Genomic DNA, 23,532 nt, shown 5'->3' on the forward strand with positions numbered 1-23,532 from the left:
CTCAACGCCACGCCTTCTCCGGGAGAACGCGATGAACGCCCCGACCGCCGTCGTACCAGGCTGGGAACTCGATGCCGCGCCGTTTCACGCGGGCGAACTCGCCGTGCAGCAGCGCGCGGGCGTCACGGAGGCCGCGGGTTCGGCCGGACGGCGCGGGATCCGGCGCTTCATGCCGGACCAGCACCGGACGTTTTTCGCGCAACTGCCGTTCTTCGTGCTCGGCGGCGTCGATGCGCACGGCCAGCCGTGGGCGACGTTGCGGGCCGGCGCGCCGGGCTTCGTGACGTCGACGGATGCGCGCACGCTGCGCATCGCCGCGCCCGCGCTGCCGGGCGATCCGCTGGCCGGCGCGTGGCGGCCGGGCGCGCCGCTCGGCGGGCTCGGGATCGAGTTCGATACGCGGCGGCGCAATCGCGTCAACGGCGTCGTGCGCGCCGTCGACGACGATGCGCTGACGATCGCGGTCGAGCAGAGCTTCGGCAACTGCGCGAAGTACATCCAGGGCCGCACGCCGACGTTCGTCGCGCGCGATAGCGATTCACACGGCGCGCCGGACGTGTCGGACCAACTGAACGATGCGGATCGCGCGTTGCTCGCGCAGGCCGATACGTTTTTCGTCGCGAGCGCGAACACGTCGGCGGAAGCGGGCGTTGCACGCGGCGCGGACGTGTCGCATCGCGGCGGGATGCCGGGCTTCGTGCGCGTCGACGATGCGCGCACGCTGACGACGCCGGATTTCAGCGGCAACCGCTTCTTCAACACCCTCGGCAACCTGCAGCACGATCCGCGCGCGGGGCTGCTGTTCGTCGATTTCGACAGCGGCGACCTGGTGTATGTCGCCGCGCGCGCCGAGATCGTGTGGGACGGGCCGCTCGTCGCGTCGTTCGACGGCGCGCAGCGCGTCGTGCGGTTCCATGTGCGGGAAGTGCGGCGCATGCGCGCGGTGCTGCCGTTCCGATGGTCGGCGGTCGAACGCGCGCCGCAGTTCGCGGCGATGGCGGCGGGTGCCGGTGGTGCGGCGACGGTGACGGTCGCGCCGGTGCCGCCCGCATCGGCACTTGCATCAGAACCCGCGCCTGCGCCCGCGCCGTCCATATCGGCAAGCGCGTGGCGGCCGCTGCGCATCGCGAGGATCGTCGACGAAGCGCGCGCGATCCGCTCGTTCCATTTCGAACCGGCGGACGGCGGCACGTTGCCCGCCTACGAAGCCGGGCAGCATCTGACGCTGCGTATCACGCTGCCGGGCGGCGACGCGCCGTCGATTCGCAGCTTCACGCTTTCCGATGCGCCGGGCGGCGCACATTACCGGATCACCGTGAAGCGCGACGGGCACGTATCGGCCTGGCTGCACGATCATGCGCAGGCGGGCATGACGCTCGACGCGCAGATGCCGCGCGGCCGCTTCACGTTCGATGCCGCGAGTCCGCGCCCGGCCGTGCTCGTGTCGGCCGGCATCGGCATCACGCCGATGGTCGCGATGCTGCGCGGCGCGCTGGCCGACGCCGCGCCGTCGCGCCGCGTGGTGTTCGTGCACGGTGCGCGTGAAGCGGCCGACCGGCCGTTCGCGGCGGATCTGGCGCGTGTCGCGGCTGCCGATGCGAGGTTGTCGCTCCACTGGTTCGACAGCCGCCCTCAAGGCGACGCGGCAGCGCAGGCGGGCCGCATCGACATCGGGCAACTGAAGCGGATCCTGCCGTTCGACGACTACGACTTCTACCTGTGCGGGCCGTCGGCGTTCATGCGCGACCTGTACGACGGGCTGCGCGCGCTGAACGTGCCGGACGAGCGCATCCGTTTCGAGGCGTTCGGGCCGTCGAGCGTGGCCCGCACCGCGACCCGCGCGGCGGGCATGCCGGCGGTGCCGAGCGTGCCGGTCGTGTTCCGGCGCACGGGGCGTGAAGCCGCGTGGACGCCTGTCGACGGCACGCTGCTCGAATTCGCGGAAGGGCAGCGCGTCGCCGTGCCGTCCGAATGCCGCTCCGGTTCGTGCGGCACATGTGCGACGCGCGTGCTGTCCGGCGCGGTCGATTACGAGCAAATGCCCGATGCGGCGGTCGAACCCGGCTGCGCGCTGCTGTGCGTCGCGCGGCCCGCGCAAGGGGCCACGGAGCCGCTCGTGCTCGACCGCTGACGCGCCTGCGACATGCCGCCGCAGATGGCGTGCTGCGCGAAAATCGCGCGCAACTGCTTCTTTTTTCGGATGCCGGTCGGATCGACGATAGCGTCAACCGATAGACGAAAGGAGCAACATCATGAAACTGCTCGGCATGATCAAGCTGGTCCTGTGGAGTTTCTTCGGCGTGCGCAACAGCAAGGCGCACGCGGCCGATCTCGCGAACGTCAACTTCACGCTGCTGCCGTTCGTGGCGATCCTGCTCGCGCTGCTCGTCGGCGCGATCATTTACGGCGTCGTGCACCTGGTCGTCGATCCGACGGTGACGATGCAGGGGTTCTGAGCGGCCCGTGAACCGCGAGCGGGAGATCGTTCCCGCTCCGGTTTCCAGCCGCATGACGGGCGCATGATCGCGCCGGTCTTCGCGATTGCCGCGCACGATGAGCATCGCGGCTACAGCGCCGCCGTTGCCGTGTTGCACGAGTCGCGTTTCGCCTTTCCTGCTGTTCTTCCCCCCGTTCCGCCCAATTCCACGGCCTTCGGCCCCGCCCGGGGTAAAATGCGCGCCACGCCGCGATGTCGCGCGCGACGGGCAGGCCGCCGTTCCAGTGAACGGCGCGCGCAAGTGCCCGCCGTTCGCACCGTGGCGTTCGAAGCGCCCCCCGCATGACAAGACCGCGCGATGCAGCCGGCCGCCCGACAGGCACCCGACGAACCCGTCGACGGCTGCGTCGGTTCCCGGTGCGTCACCCGAATCCGATGTCCCATCCTGCGTCTTCCCGTCCGATCGGCCCGCATGCGTGCCGTATCGTCCGATTCGTCTGATGAATATCGCGCCGACGCATGCGTCCGGCGATCGGGAGCGGGTTCGTGCGCGGGCGCGCGCTTCGCAGCTTCGTAACGTGTTTCGACAGGGTCGAGTGGCGAGTTTTCCATCCAGAACAATGACGGCGAATAGAACAACAGCGTCGCCCGCACGGCGGCGGCGCGCGAAGGTCGGGCTCGGTGTCGGTCTCGGCATCACGCTTATCGCGGCGCAGGCGGCCGCGGCCCAGGGCGACACACCGGCACCGGATACCGATGCAGCCGGCAGCGCGACGCTGCCGACGATCACGGTGAGTGGCGAGCGCGGCAATGCGTTTCGCGTGCACAACGCGTCGGTCGCGGGGCTCGACGACACGCCGCTGCGCGATACGCCGGCGTCGGTGAGCGTCATGACGCGCGCGCTGCTCGACGACCAGCAGGCGAAGCGGCTGAGCGACGTCGTGCGCAACGACGCGTCGGTCGTCAACGACTATGCGCCGGTCGGCTATTACGAAGGCTTCGCGATCCGCGGTTTCCCGGTCGATCTCGCGAGCGCGATCCGGATCGACGGGCTGACGGTGTCCGGCGAGCAGAACGTGCCGCTCGAGAACAAGGAGCGCGTCGAGATCCTGAAGGGGCTCGCCGGCATCGACAGCGGCGTCGTCGCGCCCGGCGGCGTGATCAACTTCGTGACGAAGCGCTCCGCGAACGTCGCGAGCGTGACGACCGGCGTCGACAGCCGCGGCTCGACGTCGGCGGCCGTCGATCTCGGCCGCCGTTTCGGCCCCGACAATCAGTTCGGCTTCCGGATCAATGCCGCGAAGGAGAACATGCACTCGTATATCGACGGCACGAACGGGCGGCGCACGTTCGGCTCGATCGCCGCCGACTGGGACATCAGCCCGCGTGCGAGCCTGCAGCTCAACGCCGAATTCCAGCAGTGGATCCAGCGTTCCGCGCCCGGCTATCAGTTGCTCGGCGGCACCGTCGTGCCGTCCGTCAGCACGACGTCGAAGGCGCTCGGCACGCAGCCGTGGGCGAAGCCGGTGACGACCGACGCGCTGAACCTGAACGCGCGCTTCGACTACCAGTTCAACGACGACTGGAAGGCCTACATCGCCGCGGGTCGCAGCCGCACGATGATCGACGACAACAGCGCGTTCGCGTACGGCTGCTCGTACGCGGCGAGCTGCACGGCCGGCGCGACGTCGCCGTTCTTCTTCGGTGCGAACGGCGATTACGACGTCTACGATTTCCGCAGCCCCGGCGAATACCGGCGCAACGACGACCTGCGCGCGGTCACGACGGGCAAGTTCGCGACCGGGCCGCTGCGGCACGAGCTGACGCTCGGCGTGAGCGTGCAGCGCCGCGTCGTGCACATGGCCGACGCCGTGTACGACTACGTGGGCAGCGAGAACATCTACGGGCCCGACGTGGCCTTCCCGCCGTCGCCGAATTCGCCCGGGCCGTCGTATCCGCGTCTCGACGCGTGGCAGTACGGCGTGTTCGGGCTTGACCGGATCAGCATCGGCGAACACTGGCAGGTGCTCGCGGGCGGCAAGGAAGTGCTGTTGCGCCAGCGCAGCTGGAGCAGCCTCGACGGCGCCGATACGCGCACCGATCGCTCGGTGTTCCTGCCGCAGGTCGCGCTCGTCTACAAGCCGGTGAACGTGCTGTCGCTGTATGCGTCGTACAGCAAGGCGCTGTCGCTGGGCGACCAGGCGCCGGTGCGCGCGACCAACGCGTATGCGTTCCTGCCGCCCGTCGAGTCGCACCAGATCGAGCTCGGCGCGAAATACGACTGGCTCGACCGGCTGAGCCTCACGGCCGCCGTGTTCTCGATCAGCAAGCCGTTCCAGTTCGCCGATCCGGACGCATTGGGCACGACCTACACGTTCGTGCAGCGCGGCACGCAGCGGCACCAGGGGATCGAGCTCGGCGCGGCCGGGCGCGTCACCGAGCGGCTCGGGCTGACGGCCAGCGTCGCGGCGATTCGCGCCCGCGCTTACGATTCGGGTTCGCCGGCGTACGAAGGGCACCAGATCATCAACGTGCCCGCGCTGCGCGCGTCGCTGTATGCGGACTATGCGGTGCCGGGCGTCGCGGGCCTGAACGTGCTCGGCGGCGTCGAGTACAGCGATGCCCGCAACGCGAACGAGGAAGGCACCGCGCGCGTGCCGTCGTGGTTCGTGTTCAATCTCGGCGCGCGCTATACGACGAAGATCGGCGGTCATCGCACGGTGCTGCGCGTGTCGGTGGACAACCTGTTCAACAAGTTCTACTGGCGCGACGCGGGCGAACAGCAGGGCGATGCGTACCTGTTCCCGGGTGCGCCGCGCACTGCGCGCGTGTCGTTGACCTATGATTTCTGACCGGCCGGAACCGGCCGCGTGACGCGCGGCCCCGGCAGCTAACCTGGAGAGCACAGACGATGTCCCCACTCGAAATCGCCGGCGTGATCGTCAGCGCGCTCGCGATCTGGCTGACCGCGAAGCGCCGCATGCTGTGCTGGCCGGTCGGGCTCGCGTCGGTCGCGCTGTACGGCTGGATCTTCTTCGATGCGAAGCTGTACTCGGACATGCTGCTGCAGGGTGCGTTCGCGGTGCTGCAGGTGTACGGCTGGCAACGCTGGCTCGCGCAGCGCGCGAGCGAGGCCGGCGGTGGCGCGGCGCCGGCAGGCGACGTGGCCCCGGTCACGGGCGTGCGGCCGCGGCAGATGCTGCCCGACCTGATCGCGGCCGTCGTCGGCAGCGCGCTGCTCGGCGGCATGATGGCGCGCTGGACCGATGCGGCACTGCCGTTCGTCGATGCGTCGCTGACCGCGTTCAGCCTCGTTGCGCAATACTGGACCGCGCGGCGCTACATTGCGTCGTGGGGGCTGTGGATCGTCGTGAACGTCGTGTACGTCGGGATGTTCGTGTTCAAGGAACTGTATCTGACGGCCGGGCTCTACGCGCTGTTCATCGGACTGGCCGTCGTCGGCTGGCGCGACTGGAGCCGGACGGCCGCGACGCTGCGCGCGGCGGCCGGCGGCACGCTTGCGCCGGGCGGCGGTGCGCGCTGATTCACGCGCCGATTCAACTACGGAGCAACGTCGTTCATGTCATTCCCACTCGAGCAGGACGGGCCCGTATCGCGTGACGTCGCGCCGCCGCAATTCGGCGTCGACGGCGTGCAGGCCGAACGCGACTGGCCGCTGATGACGCACGACGAGGTCGCGGCGGTGCTCGCGCGGATCGACGGCGCCGGCGAGCCGGCCCGGCTGACGTGGCACAGCCCGCGCCAGTTCGCGGCCGCCGTGCTCGTGCGGATGACGGACGGGCGCGGGTTGTTCGTCAAGCGTCATCACGTAAGCCTGCGCGATGTCGCGGGGCTGGAGGAAGAGCATCGCTTCATCGCGCATCTGCGTGAACGCGGGATGCCGGTGGTGGATGTGCTGGCGGATCGCGACGGCGCGACCGCGTTCGCATCCGGCGACTGGACCTACGAGGTGCATGTGCTCGCGCCCGGCGTCGACCCGTATCGCGGCGTAATGTCGTGGCAGCCGTTCACGCATCCTTCGCACGCGTACGCGGCCGGCCGCGCGCTCGCCGAGCTGCATCGCGCGTCGGTCGGCTACGACGCGCCCGCGCGGCCCGTGCGCACGCTGCTGTCGAGTTTTCGCGTGCTGTCGTCCGCCGATCTGGCGGGCGCGCTCGAACGCTGGGTCGAGGCACAGCCGCTGCTCGTGCGTGCGCTCGGCGCGCGCGACTGGCGCGGCGACGTGGCCGACGCGATCGGCCCGTATCACGCGCGCCTCGTGCCGCTGCTGCCCGCGTTGCCGCCGCTGTGGACGCACGGCGACTGGCATGCGTCGAACCTGCTGTGGACCGATGCGGGGCCCGGCGCGCAGGTACGCACCGTGCTCGATTTCGGGTTGTCGGATCGCACTTGCGCGGTGATGGACCTCGCGCTCGCGATCGAGCGCAATACCGTCGACTGGATGGCACCGGCCGATGCGCGGCGCGTCGAATACGCGCAGATCGACGCGCTGATCGACGGCTACGAATCGCTCGAACCGCTGAGCGACGATGCCCATGCGGCGCTGGTCGCGCTGCTGCCGATCGTGCATACGGAGTTCGCGCTGTCGGAAGTCGCGTATTTCGGCTGCATCATCGATGCGCCGGCGATCGTCGACATCGCATACGACGGTTACCTGATCGGGCACGCGCGCTGGTTCGGCGAGCGCGACGGGCGGCAATTGCTCGACTGGCTGGTGCAACGCCGGCGCGTGAAGCAAGGGACCGCCTGATTCGCATAGCGGGGAGGTTGGCACACCTGTGCCGATTCCCCGCATCGCTGCAGTCTTCCGTGCGGCCGTCGCGCCGCATGTTCACCGAATTCTCCTGATCGTCGAAGCGGGACGCCGTTCCCGCGGGGTGCCGCACGCGTGCACGCAGCCGTGCCCAAGATGACGGAAATGTCATCTTCGCCTCATGTTCGCACTGCGGCCGGACCGTAGCATCGGTCGCAAACCGTTACCGCAGAACCGAACATGCTCAAGCTCACTCTCGCCGCGGTCATCGTCTTCGCGATGGCCGCGACGGCTCATGCGCAGCCGCCGCTGTCGCCGGGGCCGGCCCCGGCTGCTTCCGGCAGCGCACCGCCGTCCGACACACTCCCTGCCACGACACTGACGCTTCCCGACGCGCTCGCGGTCGCGGCCCGGAACAATCCGGCGCTGCGCGGCGCGCGCGCGGACGTCGATGCGTCGGCCGGCGCGCTGATGCAAGCCGGCGCGCGCCCCAATCCCGAAGTGTCGTTCCTGCAGGAAGGCTTCAGCCGCGCCGAGCGCACGTCGACCGCGCTGATCAACCAGACCATCGAGCTGGGCGGCAAGCGCAGCGCGCGGCTCGACGTCGCGTCGTACGGACGTGAGTCTGCCAACGCGTCGCTCGACGAGCAGGGCGCCGCCGTGCGCGCCGACGTGATCGCCGCGTTCTACGGGCTGCTTGCCGCGCAGCGCCAGCTTCAGGTCACCGAGGAATCGGCCGCGATCGCCGCACGCTCCGCGGATCTCGCGGGGCGTCGCGCGCAGGCCGGCAAGGTGTCGCCGGTCGAGGCGACGAAGGCGCACGTGGCGGCGGCCGGCGTGCAGATCGAAGTCGTGACCGCGCGCGGCCGCGTCGACGTCGCGCGCGAGAAGCTGAACGCGGTGATGGGCGAAGCGCGCGGCGACCGGCTCGCGGTGCTCGGCGATCTCGAAGCCGTGCCGCCGGTCGAATCGCTGTCCGCGCTGACCGCGCAGCTCGACGACGCGCCGCTCGCGCGGATCGCGCGCGCCGAGATGCTGCGCTCGAATGCGGCCGTGTCGCTCGAACGCGCGCGGCGCATTCCGGACGTCACGGTCAGTGCGGGCGTGAAGCGGGTGACCACGGGCGGCGTGCCGGACAACCAGGCGGTGGTCGGCGTGTCGATCCCGATCCCGTTGTTCAACACGAACAAGGGCGCGCTGCTCGAAGCGACGCACAAGGCCGAGCGCGCGAATGCCGATCTCGATCGCGAACGCACGCGGCTGCGGCTGGAACTCACGCAGGCATACGCGAATTTCGAGGCGGCCGAGCAGGAAGCGCAGCGGCTGAAGGCCGACATCCTGCCGGCCGCGCGGCTCGCGCTCGACGCGATGTCGCGCGGTTACGAACTCGGGAAGTTCAGCTTCCTCGACGTGCTCGACGCGCAGCGCACGCTGTTCCAGGGGCAGTCGCAATACGTCCGCGCGCTCGCCGGCGCGCACGCCGCCCGCGCCGACATCGGCCGTTTCGTCGGCACGCCGCTCGCGGCTGTCGCGCGATAAGCGCGCCTCTTACCTGAAGGATCATCATGTCACGCAGCAGAATCATCGTTATTGCGGCCGCCGTGCTCGGCGCCGCCGGGATCGCGCTCGGCGCGCTCGCCGTCACGCGGGGCGGGAGCAGCGCGTCCGCGCCCGCGGCCGCCGAAGCCGCGCGGCCGGCCGATGGCGTCGGCGCGCGCGGCGGCGTCGTGCTGAAGCGCGGCAGGCTCGCCGTCGAGATCGTGATGACGGAAAAACCCGGCGACGCGCGCCTCGTCGTCTATCCGTTCGTCGACGGCAAGCCGGCCGACAAGGGCGTGACCGTGTCCGGCACGCTGGTCCGCTACGACCGCTCGCATGAGCCGCTGCGTTTCGATGCGGCCGGCCAGAAGTTCGTGTCCGCGCAGCCGATCGCGAAGCCGCACGTGTTCGATGCGACGATCGACATCAAGGCGGGCAACGACGCTGCGTCGTTCCCGTTCGCGCGCGCCGACGGCGCGATCGCGCTGACCGACGCGCAGTTGGCGACCTCGAAGATCGCGCTCGCGAAGGCCGGCCCCGCGCAGATCGCGACGCCGTTCCAGTTGCCGGGCGAGATCAAGTTCAACGAGGATCGCACCGCGCACGTGGTGCCGCGCGTGGCCGGCATCGTCGAGCAGGTGTCGGTGTCGCTCGGGCAGACCATCGCGAAGGGGCAGGTGCTGGCCGTGATCGCGAGCACCGATCTCGCCGACCGGCGCAGCGAACTGCTGACGGCCGAGCGCCGGCTGTCGGGTGCACGCGCGACCTACGAGCGTGAACGCACGTTGTGGAAGGAGCGCATCTCGGCGGAGCAGGACTACCAGCAGGCGCAGGTGCAGTTGCGCGAGGCCGAGATCGCCGTGCAGAACGCGCGGCAGAAGCTCGCCGCGCTGAACGCGCCGGTCGGCGCGGGCGCGCTGAACCGCTACGAACTGCGTGCGCCGTTCGCGGGCACGATCGTCGAGAAGCATGCGACGCCCGGCGAGGCGATCGCCGCCGATGCCAGCATGTTCGTGATCTCCGACCTGTCGACGGTATGGGCCGAGATGGCCGTGCCGGCGCAGCGGCTCAACGACGTGCGGGTCGGCCGCGACGCGACCGTGAGCGCGACCGCGTTCGAATCGCGTTCGAGCGGCCCGATCGCTTATGTCGGGTCCTTGCTCGGCGAGCAGACGCGCACCGCGCCGGCGCGCGTCGTGCTGCCGAACCCGGACGGTGTGTGGCGGCCCGGGATGTTCGTGAACGTGTCGGTCGACGCGGGCAGGCAGGGTGTGCCGCTCGCGGTCGCTAGCGACGCGCTGCAGGACGTCGACGGCGCGCCGTCGGTGTTCGTGCGCTCGCCGAAGGGGTTCGTCGCGCAGGCCGTCGAGACGGGGCGGCGCGACGAGCGCGCAACCGAAGTGCTGAAGGGGCTCAAGCCGGGCCAGGAATACGCGGCGTCGAACAGCTTCGTGCTGAAGGCCGAGCTCGGCAAGGGGAGCGCGGAACATGAATGAGCGTCACGCGCGTGCCGTCGCACGATTCGCAGCCCGAAACGTGGCCCGCCATGCGGCGCGCAATACGCCCCTCCGGGTGACCGGCCGGGCGGCTCGTCCGGTGCGGGCGACCGTTCCCCGTTTCAAGGAATTCCGTCATGTTTGAGCGCCTGATCCGCTTTGCGATTGCGCACCGCTGGCTCGTGATGCTGGCGATCGCGGCCGTGGCCGCGCTGGGCGTCTTCAGCTATCAGAAGCTGCCGATCGACGCGGTGCCCGACATCACCAACGTGCAGGTCCAGATCAACACGGCCGCGCCCGGTTATTCGCCGCTCGAGGCCGAGCAGCGCATCACCTATCCGGTGGAAACCGTGATGGCCGGGCTGCCGGGCCTCGAGCAGACGCGCTCGATCTCGCGCTACGGGCTGTCGCAGGTCACCGTGATCTTCAAGGACGGCACCGACATCTATTTCGCGCGGCAACTCGTCAACGAGCGCATCCAGGAAGCGAAGGACAAGCTGCCGCCCGGCATCGCGCCCGCGATGGGCCCGACGTCGACGGGCCTCGGCGAGATCTACCTGTGGACCGTCGAGGCCGACGCGGCCGCGCGCAAGCCCGACGGCACGCGCTATACGGCGGCCGACCTGCGCGAGCTGCAGGACTGGGTCGTCAGGCCGCAGCTCAGGAACGTGCGCGGCGTGACCGAGGTCAACTCGATCGGCGGCTACGTGAAGGAATACCGCGTCGCGCCGAATCCGGCGAAGCTGATGTCGTACGGGCTGACGCTCGCCGACGTCGTGCGCGCGCTGGAACGCAACAACGACAACGTCGGCGCCGGCTACATCGAGAAGCGCGGCGAGCAGTATCTCGTGCGCGTGCCGGGTCAGGCACGTACCGTCGACGACATCTCGAACATCGTGCTGACCAACGTCGGTGGCGTGCCGGTGCGGATGAAGGACGTAGGCGTGGTCGACATCGGCCGCGAGCTGCGCACGGGCGCGGCGACCTCGAACGGCGAGGAAGTCGTGCTCGGCACGGTCTTCATGCTGATGGGCGAGAACAGCCGGACGGTCGCGAAGGCCGTCGCCGCGAAGATGGAGGACGTGAACCGCACGCTGCCGTCCGGCGTAAAGGCGATTCCGGTGTACGACCGCACCGTGCTCGTCGAGAAGGCGGTCGCGACGGTGAAGAAGAACCTGCTCGAAGGCGCGATCCTCGTGATCGCCGTGCTGTTCCTGTTCCTCGGCAATATCCGCGCGGCGCTGATCACCGCGCTCGTGATTCCGCTGTCGATGCTGATGACCTTCACCGGCATGGTGAATGCGAAGGTGAGCGCGAACCTGATGAGCCTCGGCGCGCTCGACTTCGGGATCATCGTCGACGGCGCGGTGGTGATCGTCGAGAACTGCGTGAGGCGGCTCGCGCATGCGCAGGCCGCCGCCGGCCGGCCACTCACGCGCGACGAGCGTTTCGCGGAGGTGTTCGGTGCATCGCAGGAGGCACGCCGCGCGCTGATCTTCGGGCAACTGATCATCATGGTCGTGTACCTGCCGATCTTTGCGCTGACCGGCGTCGAAGGCAAGATGTTCCATCCGATGGCGATTACCGTCGTGATGGCGCTCGCGGCCGCGATGGTGCTGACCGTCACGTTCATTCCGGCGGCCGTCGCGCTGTTCATCGGCGAGCGGGTCGAGGAGAAGGAGAACCGGCTGATGGGCTGGGCGCGGCGCGCGTACGAACCGGTGCTCGCCGCGTTCATGACGCGCCCGGCGCGCGTGATGCTCGGTGCGGTCGCGATCGTGCTGGTCACGCTCGGGCTCGCCACGCGGCTCGGCAGCGAGTTCATCCCGAGTCTCAACGAAGGCGACCTGGCCGTCTCCGCGCTGCGGATTCCCGGCACGAGTCTGTCGCAGTCGGTCGAGATGCAGAAGTCGATCGAGAAGACGCTGAAGGCGCGTTTCCCCGAAATCGAGCGCGTGTTCGCGCGCACCGGCACGGCCGAAATCGCCGCCGACCCGATGCCGCCGAACCTGTCGGACGGCTACATCATGCTGAAGCCGGCCGATCAGTGGCCCGACCCGAAGAAACCGCGCGACACGCTCGTGCGCGAGATCGAGGAAGCGCTCGCCGAGCTGCCGGGCAACGCGTACGAGTTCTCGCAGCCGATCCAGCTGCGCTTCAACGAACTGATCTCGGGTGTGCGCAGCGACGTCGCCGTGAAGATCTTCGGCGACGACATGGCCGTGCTGAACCAGACCGGCGAGCAGATCGCGGCCGCGCTGCAGAAGGTGCCGGGCGCGTCGGAGGTGAAGGTCGAACAGACCACGGGCCTGCCCGTGCTGACCGTCACGCTCGATCGCGACAAGCTCGCCCGCTATGGCGTGAGCGTCGCCGACCTTCAGGACACCGTGGCCGCGGCCGTCGGCGGCCAGAAGGCCGGCACGCTGTTCCAGGGCGACCGCCGCTTCGACATCGTCGTGCGGCTGCCCGACGAGCTGCGTTCGGATATCGAAGCGATCAAGCGGCTGCCGATCGCGCTGCCTGCGCCGGCGGCCGGCGCACGCGCGCCGCTCGCGGCGGCGCCGTACGTGCCGCTCGCGGAACTCGCGACGATCGACGTCGCGCCGGGTCCGAACCAGATCAGCCGCGAGGACGGCAAGCGGCGCGTCGTCGTCAGCGCGAACGTGCGCGGCCGCGACGTCGGTTCGTTCGTCGCCGATGCGCGCGAGCAACTGCAGCAGGACGTGCGCGTGCCGGCCGGTTACTGGGTATCGTGGGGCGGGCAGTTCGAGCAGCTGCAAAGCGCGAGCGAGCGCCTGAAGCTCGTCGTACCGCTCGCGCTGTTCATGGTGTTCGTGCTGTTGTTCGTGATGTTCAACAACGTGAAGGACGGGCTGCTCGTGTTCACCGGCATTCCGTTCGCGCTGAGCGGCGGCGTCGTGTCGCTGTGGCTGCGCGGGATTCCGCTGTCGATCACCGCGGCGGTCGGCTTCATCGCGCTGTCCGGCGTCGCGGTGCTCAACGGTCTCGTGATGATCTCGTTCATCCGCAACCTGCGCGACGAAGGGACGCCGCTCGACGTCGCCGTGCGCGAAGGCGCGCTCACGCGGCTGCGCCCCGTGCTGATGACCGCGCTCGTTGCGTCGCTGGGGTTCCTGCCGATGGCGTTCGCGACCGGCACCGGCGCCGAGGTGCAGCGCCCGCTCGCGACGGTCGTGATCGGCGGTATCCTGTCGTCCACGGCGCTGACGCTGCTGGTGCTGCCCGTGCTGTACCGCGTCAGCCATGCGGTGTCGTGGCGCGCCGCGTTTCGCGGCGGCGTAGGCATGGGCATGCTGCGCCGGCTGGGTTTCTTCAAGGGTAATGCGTGATGCGAATTCTGATTGTCGAGGATGAACCGAAGACGGGCGCCTATCTGCGCAAGGGCCTGACGGAGGCCGGCTACGTCGTCGACTGGGTCGAGGACGGTATCACGGGCCAGCATCAGGCCGAGACCGAGGAATACGACCTGCTCGTGCTCGACGTGATGCTGCCCGGGCAGGACGGCTGGACGCTGTTGCAGAACTTGCGGCTCAGCAAGTCGACGCCCGTGCTGTTCCTCACCGCGCGCGACGACGTCGGCGATCGCGTGAAGGGGCTCGAACTCGGCGCCGACGACTATCTCGCGAAGCCGTTCGACTTCGTCGAGCTGACCGCGCGCATCAAGTCGATCCTGCGGCGCGGCCAGCCGCGCGATTCGAACACGCTGCGCGTGGCCGATCTCGAACTCGACCTGACGCGCCGCAAGGCCACGCGGCAAGGCGACACGATCCTGCTGACCGCGAAGGAATTCGCGCTGCTGTGGCTGCTGATGCGCCGCGAGGGCGAGATCCTGCCGCGCGCGACGATCGCGTCGCAGGTGTGGGACATGAACTTCAACAGCGACACGAACGTCGTCGACTCGGCGATCCGGCGCCTGCGTTCGAAGATCGACGACGCCTACGAACCGAAGCTGATCCACACCGTGCGCGGGATGGGCTACGTGCTCGAAGCGCGCGGCGGCGCGGCCGCATGATCGCGCGCCTGCTGCCGCGCACGCTGCGCGGACGCCTGACCGCGCTGATCATCCTGTCGACGTCGGTGATCCTTGCGTCGAGCGGCTTCGCACTCTACGAAGCGCTGAGCAACCGCGTCGAAACGACGGCGGCCGAGCAGATGGCCGGCATTTCCGCGGCGCTGGGCGCTCACCTGGCCGACGCACGCACGACGGCCGAGGTCGCGCGCAACACCGATATCTGGATCGACCAGCTGCACGGCCATCCGAACATGGATCTCGCGATCTACGATGCGGCGGGCACGCGCCTCGTCGGCACGCCCGGTTTCCGCCTCTATGCGCCGCTGCTGTCGATGGACACGGGGCGCGTGCCGGTCGGCGTCGCGCCGCCCGGCGCGCGGCACCAGTATCTCGTGACGACCGTGCCGCTCGCCGGCGCGGGCGCGCCCGTGGTGCGCGTCGCGGTGCAGTACGACCGCAGCGCCGACGTGCTGCTGCTGCGCACGCATGCTTATACGATCGTCGTGATCGAGGTGTTCGGCGTGGTGCTCGCGGCCGCGATCGCGTACGGCATCGCGGCGCTCGGGCTGAGCCCGCTGCGGCGGTTCGCGGCGCGCGCCGAGCAGATGTCGTCGAGCCGGCTCGCCCATCCGCTGCCGGAACTCGATACGTCAGGCGAGCTGAAGGAGCTGGAGCATGCGTTCAACGGGATGCTCGCGCGGCTGGACGAATCGTTCACGCGGTTGAGCCAGTTTTCGTCGAATCTCGCGCACGACATGCGCACGCCGCTCACGAACCTGCAGGCGGCCGCGCAGGTCGTGCTGTCGCAGCCGCGCAGCGCGGAGGAATACCGGAACGTGATCGAGTCGAGCATCGACGAATACCAGCGGCTGTCGCGGATGATCGAGGACATGCTGTTTCTCGCGCGCTCGGAACAGGCCGGCACGTCGATCGACGTGCGGCGTTTGAATGCGGCGGAGGAGGCCGGGCGTGTCGCCGGCTACTACGAGTCGCTCGCGGAGGATGAGGGCGTGTCGGTGAAGGTCGACGGCCACGCGTGGGTCGATGCGGATCTGATGCTGTACCAGCGCGCGCTGAGCAACCTGCTGTCCAATGCGCTGACCTATGCGCCGCGCGGCAGCGTCGTGACGATCGACTGCGTGGAGCAGGGCGGCGCGACGACCATCGCCGTGTCGGATACGGGGCCCGGCATCGACGCGCAGCATGTCGGGCGGATCTTCGAGCGCTTCTACCGCGTTGACCCGTCGCGGCACAATTCGGCGTCGGGGACGGGGCTCGGCCTGGCGATCGTCCGGTCGATCATGGACAACCACGGCGGCGAATGCGGCGTCGACAGTGATCCCGGCCGGCGTACGACGTTCTGGCTGCGCTTTCCGCGGCGGCCGGCCGAGCCGCAGCGGCCGCCGGCCAACTCCGCCTGACACCGCGGGCAGGCACGCCCGCGCGTTCGCCGTGAGGCGGTCGCGCGCGGCACGCTACCCGCGATCGGTTGCCGGCGCAACATCAGCGCTTGGCCAGGTCGTCGTGGTTGTCGGTTTGCGGTGCCTTCTCGCCGCGATGCACCGAAATCCCGTGAAGCTCCTTGTTGCGCGCGACCATCTCGCCGGTCGGCGGGTACTGCGTCTTGCCCGTCGGCACGACGCCTTCGTGCTGTGCCTGCTTCAGTTCATTGACGACCTGCGTGCGGGTCTTGCCCTGCGTTTGCGTCTGCGACTGTGCAAACGCGGCCTGCGTGGCCATACCGAGCGACAGCGTGGCGGTGACGAACAGTGCTGCGAGTTTTGCGGTGTTCATTGAGTGCTCTCCTTGATCAGGGTCGCCGGGTGGCGAACCGTGGACCCAGTATGCGAAAGCAGCCGTGCGCCACCGTGATCGGGAGATGAAAAAAACGTCAGATTGCGTGACGACGCGCGGGTCGCGCTCGATCGGCATGACGCAATCGTCATGTTCGCGTCATGGGCGCAATGAGCGGGAAGTGGATCATGAAGTCTGCCGATGGCCGTCGCGGCCTTCGGTTTTTCACCGCTCGCGACAGCAGCATCGAACGCGGGCGGTCCCGTTCAGACTTTCATTCCGGACCGAAAAGTGCATCGTCCCGCCATTCGCCTGTCGTTTATCGCAGTCCTGATCGTCCCGTTGTTCGCGGGCTGCGTATCGACACGTTCTGATCCCGGCACGACCGTGTCGGCCGCCGCGCGCAAGCCGGTGCCGACCGACCTGATGCCGGGCGAGCAGATCGACTATGCCGGGCATCGCTGCGGCAATCCGAACCTGCACGTGAAGACGCATCCTTGCCTGTTCCCGCAACGCAATCCCGCGCCGTGAGCGCGGGACTCGCGATCAAAAAAAAGCCCGGTACTCGACGAGTCCGGGCTGAAAGCGTGATCGTGTCGTGCGACAGCGACCCGCTGCGTGGGTGGGAACGGGACGCGCCCGTTACCGTTCCGATCGTAGCGGCACGACGCATCGTGAACCTGATCGGAACGTGACATTTTCGTCACGCAGGCGCGCGTGCCGCCGTCGCGATCAGAACCGGTGGCGCAATCCGAGATTGACGATGCCTTGCGTGCGCGTGCCGCCGTAGCCATACGAACCGATCGACGCCTGCGCCGTTTGCGTGCCGCCGTCGAGCGTGCGCTGTTCTCCGTTCGCGCGTTGCCACGCGCCGACCGCATAAAGATCGGTGCGCTTCGACAGCACGTAGTCGGCGCCCGCGGACACCTGGTGATAGGTCGCGCTCGTATCGCCGCGGGCCCGCGTGTAGCTGTAGCCGACACCGACGAGCAGGCTGGGCGTCGCCTGGTAGTTGAAGAAACCGCGTGCGGTGTCGTACTTCTGCGTGCCGCGAAACGCGGACATCGCATCGGCCTTGTACAACGCGTTGCTGTAGTCGACGCCGACCGCGAACGGCGCGAAGTTGTAGCGCAGCGCGCCGCGCGAGATGCCGATCGATTTCGCGGAGATGTAGCCGCCGTTGACCAGCGACCCGTCGAACGTTCCGTCGGAGGTGCCGTTCCAGCCGGTCCGGATCCCGTTGGCGAGCGATGAACGATTGGCCGCGTAATAGTAGCCGCCGGCCACGTCGATCGGGCCATTGCTGTACGACAGGCCGGCCGACCAGGTTTGCCCGGCGCCGCTCTTGCCGGCCACGCCGCCGAGCGCAACCATCCCGACGAACTGGAATCCGCTGATCACGGGCGACGTGTACTTCACGGCGTTGTCGGTGCGCGACGACGTGTCGTAGTTGTCGACGTCGCCGGGTGTCGCGTAGACGCTGCCGAAGTGGAAGTCGCCGGTCACCGGCCACGCGACATCGGCGAGCGCGTCGTACTGGCGGCCGAGCGTCAGCGTGCCCCAGCGCGCGCTTTCGAGACCGACGAACGCCTGCCTGCCGAACATCCGGTTGCCTTGCCCGAGCGCGCCGGTGTTCGGATTGAAGCCGTTCTCCAGCGTGAAGACCGCTTTCAGCCCGCCGCCCAGATCCTCCGAGCCTTTCACGCCGAAGCGGTTGCCGAGCAGATTGCCGTTGCCGAGGCCGACGAGGTTTTTGCCGTCCGCGTTGGCGTTCCACACATACGTCAGCGACGTATCGAACAGGCCGTACAGCGTGACTTCCGACGCGTGCGCCGCGTGGGCGGTCGCGAGCAGCGCACCTGACATCATGACGAGCCGAACTGGAGTTTTCATGGAGTGTCCCTGAGGTTCAAGATGATCGTTCCGTGCATCGGTCGATTCCGGAGCCGCGCTTTTTGCCGGCGAGCGGGAATGTCGCGAACGCGCTGGCGATTCTGGAAAGTGTTCGGATCGTGAAGGTGAGGGACAAATGAGAAAAATGTCATCGCGACGTCATGAGGACATCGATTCATGCGCAGTTTCATTCGCACTGCGATGCAGTACATGAGAAATCCGTGACGAAACCGTCATGCTGCGCTCACGATTCCGCACCGCCGCAGGATCAAAGTGAAGGCTCCCGTCACGGATACCAGCAAGGAGCGAACCCCATGAACATTCGGCGACCGATGATCGTTTTGACCGTTGCCGCGCTGTCGATCGCGGCCTTCTCGCAAGCCGCGGCCGCGCAGGCGAAAACGCGGCAGGAAGTGCGCCAGGAGCTGGTGCGCGCGCGGCACGACGGCGTGATCCCGAGCCCGAATCACGACTATCCGGCGAGCCCGGCAACCATCGCGCGCAATCAGGAAATCCATCGCTCGACGGTGCATCGCGGCGAGAAGGCGCCGACGGTCGATGCGCACGACAACCGCTTCGCGATGCGTTGATCCTTCATTCACGGCCGATCGCGGTGACGCCGCTCGGCCAATTTCCCCTATGACAAGGAGCGCGCCATGCGCACTATCGCAACAGGAATCGTGTTTGCCGCCTGCTTGATGTCGACGGCGGCGATGGCGGCCGGCTGGCCGGAACGGGCGCTGTCGCACGCGTCGGCGCACGACGTCGGCAGCCGTGCGAACGAGCGGATGCGCTGCGAATTCGCGGCCGTGCCGGCAGGCGAGTGGAGCGCTACGTTCACGCGCGGGCAATGCGAAGTCGACAACGGCCGGCTGACGTTCGTGCCGGCCGACGCGGGCGGCGAGTCGAATGTCGCGGAGAAGCGGATTCTGCTGGGTGAAGTCCGTACCGCGTCGCATCAGTCGCGCAAGCTGAAGGAGCAACTGCAGCTGACGACACGCGACGAAGTGATTGCGCTGAACGTGCTGACCGACGACGGCCGCCGCAAGTCGCGCGAACATGCGATCGACCTGTGGGCCGCGCTGCGCAACGAGGGCGTGACGCCCGTCAACGGCACGCGCATCGTCGACACGTATCCGGCGGGCGCGACGACGTGGTAGCCGGCGCGCCGTCGAGCCGCCGCGTGCGGCTTACCCGGCCTTCACCGATCCTTCGATCAGGAAGAACACGATGAAGCCGATAAAGAACGCGGCCGTTGCGAACGGCGTCTCAGGCACTTCGTGCGCTTCGACCAGCAGTTCCTCGGTGACGAGGTACAGCAGCGCGACGGTGCCCAGCCCCAGCAGCGCCGCGTAGATATTCGCCGGCAGCCCCGCGAACGCCGCGTTGCCGGCCACGGCCGCGATGCTCAGCAGCGCCGCGAGCGCGACGGGCACGACGATCGACAGCGTACGACCGATGCCGGCCGCCGCGAGCGCCGCGCTGACCGACAGCGCGAGGAACAGCACTTCGAGCGTCAGCGCGACGGTCAGGATGATGCCGCTTTCGTCGCTCGCGGAGAACGCGATGCCGAGCACGAGGCCGTCGACGACGAGGTCGATCGCGGTGACGATGATCAGGCTGAAGGGCAGGCGTGCCTCCTCGAAGCGCGTCTCGATCGCACCCGACAGCGCACGGATCGCGAGCATCAGCGCGATGCCGAGCACGAAACCGACGACGACCGGAAACAGCGCGTGCGCGCGGTCCTGCGGCAGCAGTTCGAGCGCGGCGGCCGCGAACACGATGCCGCCGGTGAAATGCTGGATGACGCTCGACGTTTTCGGGCCGGGCGCACGCCATGCGGCCGCGAGGGCGCCGAAACAGGCCGCCAGCACGGGCGGTAACGTGAGCAGCGCAAGCTTCGCGGTCGGTGTCATGTGGCCTCGGGCAGTGGGCGGGCCGCAGCGGGCGTACTGTCCTGCACCCGATGCGTCGCGCGGTTCGTACGCGCCGGGCGTTGCCCCGGCATCAACCGGGGATTGAACACCCTGAAGCCGCTCCAGGGTCAAGGCATTTGATGAGAGAGGACGCGCCGGCCGACGCGCCCGTTTCCGGTCAAAGCTGCGCGAGTGCCTGGTCGAGATCGGCGAGCAGGTCGTCGATATGCTCGATGCCGATCGACAGCCGCACCGTTTCCTCCTTCACGCCGGCCTTCGCGAGTTCGGTCGGCGACAGTTGCCGGTGCGTCGTCGACGCGGGATGCGTCGCGAGCGACTTCGTATCGCCGATGTTGACGAGCCGCGTGAACAGCTTCAGCGCGTCCTGGAACTTCGCGCCGCCGTCGCGGCCGCCCTTCACGCCGAACGTCAGGATGCCCGGTGCGCGGCCCGACAGGTAACGCGCGACGAGCGGATGGTCCGGGTGATCGGGCAGGCCCGCATAGTTCACCCACTCGACGTGCTCGTGGTGCGCCAGATGCTGCGCGATCTTCAGCGCGTTGTCGCTGATCCGTTCGACGCGCAGCGCGAGCGTCTCGATCCCCTGCAGGATCTGGAAGGCATTGAACGGCGAGATCGCCGCGCCCATGTTGCGCAGCGGCACCACGCGCGCGCGGCCGATATAGGCGGCCGGCCCGAATGCTTCCGTATAGACGACGCCGTGATAGCTGACGTCGGGTTCGTTCAACCGCTTGAAGCGGTCGGCGTGCTGCGCCCACGGGAACTTGCCCGAATCGACGATCGCGCCGCCGAGGCTCGTGCCGTGCCCGCCGAGATACTTCGTCAGCGAGTGCACGACGATGTCCGCGCCGTGCTCGAACGGGCGCAGCAGGTACGGCGACGGCACCGTGTTGTCGACGATCAGCGGGATGCCGTGGCGATGCGCGACTTCCGCGAGCGCGGCGATGTCGGTGACGTTGCCGAGCGGATTGCCGACCGATTCCGCGAAAATCGCTTTCGTGCGCGCGTCGATCAGCGGCTCGAACGACGCGGGGTCGCGCGGGTCGGCGAAGCGCGTCGTGATCCCGTACTGCGGCAGCGTGTGCGCAAACAGGTTGTAGGTGCCGCCGTACAGCGAACTCGCGGACACGATGTTGTCGCCGGCTTCGGCGATCGTCTGGATCGCATACGTGACGGCGGATTGCCCCGACGCGAGCGCGAGCGCGCCAATACCGCCCTCGAGCGCGGCGATCCGCTGCTCGAGCACGTCGGTTGTCGGGTTCATGATCCGCGTATAGATGTTGCCCTGGACCTTCAGGTCGAACAGGTCCGCGCCGTGCTGCGTGTCGTCGAATGCGTACGCAACGGTCTGGTAGATCGGTACCGCGACCGCGCGCGTGGTCGGGTCGGGACGATAGCCGCCGTGCACGGCGATGGTTTCGAGACGCCAGTTCGAAGAGGCCTGATTGGTCATGGGTGCTCCGTTTGTTGTTGTGAAGGTCGAGAGTCCGGCTGTCCGGCGATTATGGGAGCACGTGCGCTGCTGTCCTTAGAACGAATGGTTTGTTGCTTATGGGTTCGCGGCGCATAGAATGCCTTTTTCCGCAGACTAGGGGGGCGCGATGGATCAGGATCAGTGGAACCAGGTGGATGCGTATTTCTCTGCGACGCTCGTGCCGTCCGACGACGCGCTCGACGCCGCGCTGGCGGCGAGCGACGCGGCCGGGCTGCCCGCGATCAACGTCGCGCCGAACCAGGGCAAGCTGCTGCAGCTGCTCGCGACGATCCGCGGTGCGCGGCGCATCCTCGAGGTCGGCACGCTCGGCGGCTACAGCACGATCTGGCTCGCGCGCGCGTTGCCGCCGGGCGGCACGCTCGTGACGCTCGAGTTGAGCCCCGAGCACGCGAAGGTCGCGACGCAGAACATCGCGCGCGCCGGGTTCGCGGAAGTCGTGTCGGTGATCGTCGGCAGCGCGAAGGACAGCCTTGCACGGCTCGTCGACGCGGGTGAGCCGCCGTTCGATTTCATCTTCATCGATGCCGACAAGGACAACAACCCCGTTTATCTCGACGCGGCGCTGAAGCTGTCGCGGCCCGGCACGGTGATCGTCGTCGACAACGTCGTGCGCGGCGGGCGCGTGGCCGATCCCGACAATCGCGAACCCGATGTGGTCGGCGTGCGCGACGGGTTCGCGCGTCTCGTGGCCGAACCGAAGCTCACGACGACGGCCGTGCAGACGGTCGGGCAGAAGGGCTGGGACGGCTTCTCGATCTCGATCGTCGGCGCGTGACGTGACGGCGGCACGCCCGTGCGGGCGTGCGTCGCGTTAGTTCTTGTCGGGATTCTCGGCGCTGCACTGGTCGGGATCGTCGCTCAGCACGATGCGGCGGATGCGGCCGTTGTCGTAGAACGGCACATCGGGGCAGAACTTCATGCCGGCACGGGTTTGCGTACGCTTCCACGTGACCTTCTCGGTGCGCACGAGCGTCGGTGCGTGGCCGGGCGTGCCCGGTTTCCAGATGTCGATATACACCCGCGTCATGGACGGCGAATCGCTCGCGTCGCAACCTTTCGGGTTGCCCAGCGTCGACCGCAGCCCGGTGCCGGTCTGTTCGATGCGCTCCGGAAACTCGATATAACCGTCGCCGTAACCGGGTATGACGTAGCAATAGCGGCGCGTGGTCCCGTCGAGCACGGGCAGCATGTAGCTGCTGGCCGAATCGATTTCCTTCACGTCGTTGCCCTGCCAGCGGTAGGTCGTCACGCCGTGCTCGCAGCAGCTCGCGCGCCAGCTCGTCCAGATGATCCGGTGCACGGGATCGAAGTCCGGCGACGTGATGTCCTGCAGCCCTTGCGGGGCGTCGACGAAGCGGCGCGTCTTCGGGTCGAAGATCCACGTCTGGTACGGAATGTTCGGGCCGGCGCCCATCGATTGCGCGAGCATCAGGTCGGGCCAGCCGTCGAAGTTCACGTCGGCGAATTCGGGCGTGAACAGGTTGCAGGTGCCGTGCGAGTCGGTCTGCAGCGTTTGCACGACGCGGCCGTGATCGTACAGGCGGATCGCGCTGACGTGCGGCACGTCGTTGCATGACCCGCTATCGTCCGGCAGCTTGTCCGCAACGAGGCGGATCTCGTAAGGAAACGGCTGGCCATCGTGTTTCAGCGCGAGCGAGACAGGCAGCGTGCGCTTGCCGTCCGGCGACGCCCACGTGCCGGTCGCCGTGCCGTCGAGCGACGCGACGCGCCATGTGCCTGTCGTGCGATCGGCATCCGTCTTTGCGCCGATGTCGCGTTCCGACAGCGTCGCGCCGTGCGCATCGAGCGATCCCTTCAGCGCCAGCCGATAGCGTTTGTCCGATGCGCAGGGCACGTAGCAGTACCAGCCGGATACCGTGTCGGCGACACGCGACAGCGACACGTCGACGTGCCGGTTGCCGATCGTGCCGGTCCAGTTGCGCGACCAGAACGGGATCTCGACCGAATCGTCGGCGCTTGCCGCGTGAGCCGGCGCGAACGCGAATGCGGTGACGGCGACCAGCACGCACGAAAGCGCGAAGCGCCAGCCGAGCGTGCGCTGCGTCGCGGTCGCGGTTGCGGCGCGCGACGCGTTGATGGACGGGAGATGCATGGGGCGGCCCCTCGGATTGTT

General features: G+C 68.5%; 19 protein-coding genes. 14 read left to right on the forward strand and 5 right to left on the reverse strand.

Translation table 11 applies throughout. From position 1 onward, the window contains the following. Window positions 1–31 precede the first annotated feature (31 nt). From VL15_RS09930 to VL15_RS09975, 10 genes are all read left to right on the forward strand, one after another. On the forward strand, window positions 32–2,131 hold the full coding sequence (locus VL15_RS09930; protein ID WP_048245299.1) for a pyridoxamine 5'-phosphate oxidase family protein: 2,100 nt from the start codon (window positions 32–34) through the stop codon (window positions 2,129–2,131). A 121-nt stretch (window positions 2,132–2,252) separates the two neighbouring features. Next, window positions 2,253–2,456 carry a DUF2970 domain-containing protein gene (locus tag VL15_RS09935; RefSeq protein ID WP_048245300.1) on the forward strand — a complete coding sequence of 68 codons (204 nt, stop codon included), beginning with the start codon at window positions 2,253–2,255 and terminating at the stop codon, window positions 2,454–2,456. A gap of 601 nt (window positions 2,457–3,057) precedes the next feature. Next, on the forward strand, window positions 3,058–5,289 hold the full coding sequence (locus VL15_RS09940) for a TonB-dependent siderophore receptor (protein ID WP_048245301.1): 2,232 nt from the start codon (window positions 3,058–3,060) through the stop codon (window positions 5,287–5,289). Window positions 5,290–5,348: 59 nt separating this feature from the next. Next, window positions 5,349–5,981 (forward strand): nicotinamide riboside transporter PnuC, encoded by a 633-nt coding sequence (gene pnuC, locus VL15_RS09945; protein ID WP_048245302.1) that lies wholly within the window; start codon window positions 5,349–5,351, stop codon window positions 5,979–5,981. 36 nt (window positions 5,982–6,017) lie between these two features. Beyond that, a complete protein-coding gene (locus tag VL15_RS09950) occupies window positions 6,018–7,208 on the forward strand; it encodes a phosphotransferase enzyme family protein (protein ID WP_048245303.1) in 1,191 nt (396 codons plus the stop codon). Window positions 7,209–7,451: 243 nt separating this feature from the next. Continuing rightward, window positions 7,452–8,750 (forward strand): TolC family protein, encoded by a 1,299-nt coding sequence (locus VL15_RS09955; protein WP_048245304.1) that lies wholly within the window; start codon window positions 7,452–7,454, stop codon window positions 8,748–8,750. A 26-nt stretch (window positions 8,751–8,776) separates the two neighbouring features. Beyond that, a complete protein-coding gene (locus VL15_RS09960; protein ID WP_048245305.1) occupies window positions 8,777–10,246 on the forward strand; it encodes an efflux RND transporter periplasmic adaptor subunit in 1,470 nt (489 codons plus the stop codon). Window positions 10,247–10,383: 137 nt separating this feature from the next. Continuing rightward, the gene (locus VL15_RS09965; RefSeq protein WP_048245306.1) at window positions 10,384–13,596 is read left to right on the forward strand and encodes an efflux RND transporter permease subunit; all 3,213 of its coding nucleotides are present in this window, start codon (window positions 10,384–10,386) and stop codon (window positions 13,594–13,596) included. Further along, a complete protein-coding gene (irlR, locus tag VL15_RS09970) occupies window positions 13,596–14,279 on the forward strand; it encodes a heavy metal response regulator transcription factor IrlR (protein ID WP_048245307.1) in 684 nt (227 codons plus the stop codon). Before VL15_RS09965 ends, irlR begins: the two co-directional genes overlap by 1 nt. Next, window positions 14,276–15,700: a heavy metal sensor histidine kinase gene (locus VL15_RS09975; protein WP_048245308.1), complete on the forward strand. Its 1,425-nt coding sequence runs from the start codon at window positions 14,276–14,278 to the stop codon at window positions 15,698–15,700. The genes irlR and VL15_RS09975 overlap by 4 nt, the downstream gene beginning before the upstream one ends. 82 nt (window positions 15,701–15,782) lie before the next feature. Here VL15_RS09975 and VL15_RS09980 read toward each other — a convergent pair whose 3' ends face one another. After that, complete coding sequence (locus tag VL15_RS09980) at window positions 15,783–16,073, reverse strand: DUF4148 domain-containing protein (RefSeq protein WP_048245309.1); 291 nt, start codon at window positions 16,071–16,073, stop codon at window positions 15,783–15,785. A gap of 291 nt (window positions 16,074–16,364) precedes the next feature. On the opposite strand from VL15_RS09980, the gene VL15_RS09985 reads away from it, so the two are divergent. Beyond that, complete coding sequence (locus tag VL15_RS09985; RefSeq protein WP_230684416.1) at window positions 16,365–16,604, forward strand: hypothetical protein; 240 nt, start codon at window positions 16,365–16,367, stop codon at window positions 16,602–16,604. Window positions 16,605–16,805: 201 nt separating this feature from the next. Here the strand turns inward: VL15_RS09985 and VL15_RS09990 are convergent, their stop codons facing one another. Further along, a complete protein-coding gene (locus VL15_RS09990; RefSeq protein WP_048245311.1) occupies window positions 16,806–17,966 on the reverse strand; it encodes a porin in 1,161 nt (386 codons plus the stop codon). Window positions 17,967–18,280: 314 nt separating this feature from the next. Between VL15_RS09990 and VL15_RS09995 the strand changes: the two genes are divergently transcribed. Together VL15_RS09995 and VL15_RS10000 are read left to right on the forward strand one after the other, a co-directional pair. Next, window positions 18,281–18,556 carry a DUF4148 domain-containing protein gene (locus tag VL15_RS09995; protein ID WP_048245312.1) on the forward strand — a complete coding sequence of 92 codons (276 nt, stop codon included), beginning with the start codon at window positions 18,281–18,283 and terminating at the stop codon, window positions 18,554–18,556. Window positions 18,557–18,622: 66 nt separating this feature from the next. After that, on the forward strand, window positions 18,623–19,126 hold the full coding sequence (locus VL15_RS10000; protein ID WP_048245313.1) for a hypothetical protein: 504 nt from the start codon (window positions 18,623–18,625) through the stop codon (window positions 19,124–19,126). Between the two features lie 30 nt (window positions 19,127–19,156). Here VL15_RS10000 and VL15_RS10005 read toward each other — a convergent pair whose 3' ends face one another. Both VL15_RS10005 and VL15_RS10010 read right to left on the reverse strand, forming a co-directional pair. Beyond that, complete coding sequence (locus tag VL15_RS10005; RefSeq protein ID WP_048245314.1) at window positions 19,157–19,882, reverse strand: ZIP family metal transporter; 726 nt, start codon at window positions 19,880–19,882, stop codon at window positions 19,157–19,159. Window positions 19,883–20,060: 178 nt separating this feature from the next. Further along, entirely contained in the window at window positions 20,061–21,356 is a 1,296-nt protein-coding gene (locus tag VL15_RS10010) for an O-acetylhomoserine aminocarboxypropyltransferase/cysteine synthase family protein (protein ID WP_048245315.1), read from the reverse strand. 148 nt (window positions 21,357–21,504) lie between these two features. Between VL15_RS10010 and VL15_RS10015 the strand changes: the two genes are divergently transcribed. After that, entirely contained in the window at window positions 21,505–22,173 is a 669-nt protein-coding gene (locus VL15_RS10015; protein WP_048245316.1) for an O-methyltransferase, read from the forward strand. A 36-nt stretch (window positions 22,174–22,209) separates the two neighbouring features. On the opposite strand, the gene VL15_RS10020 is transcribed toward VL15_RS10015, so the two are convergent. Further along, window positions 22,210–23,511, reverse strand: a complete 1,302-nt coding sequence (locus VL15_RS10020) for an XAC2610-related protein (RefSeq protein WP_048245317.1) — start codon at window positions 23,509–23,511, stop codon at window positions 22,210–22,212. Between the last annotated feature and the right edge of the window lie 21 nt (window positions 23,512–23,532).

Source organism: Burkholderia cepacia, from assembly GCF_001039005.1.
Classification (GTDB): domain Bacteria; phylum Pseudomonadota; class Gammaproteobacteria; order Burkholderiales; family Burkholderiaceae; genus Burkholderia; species Burkholderia theae.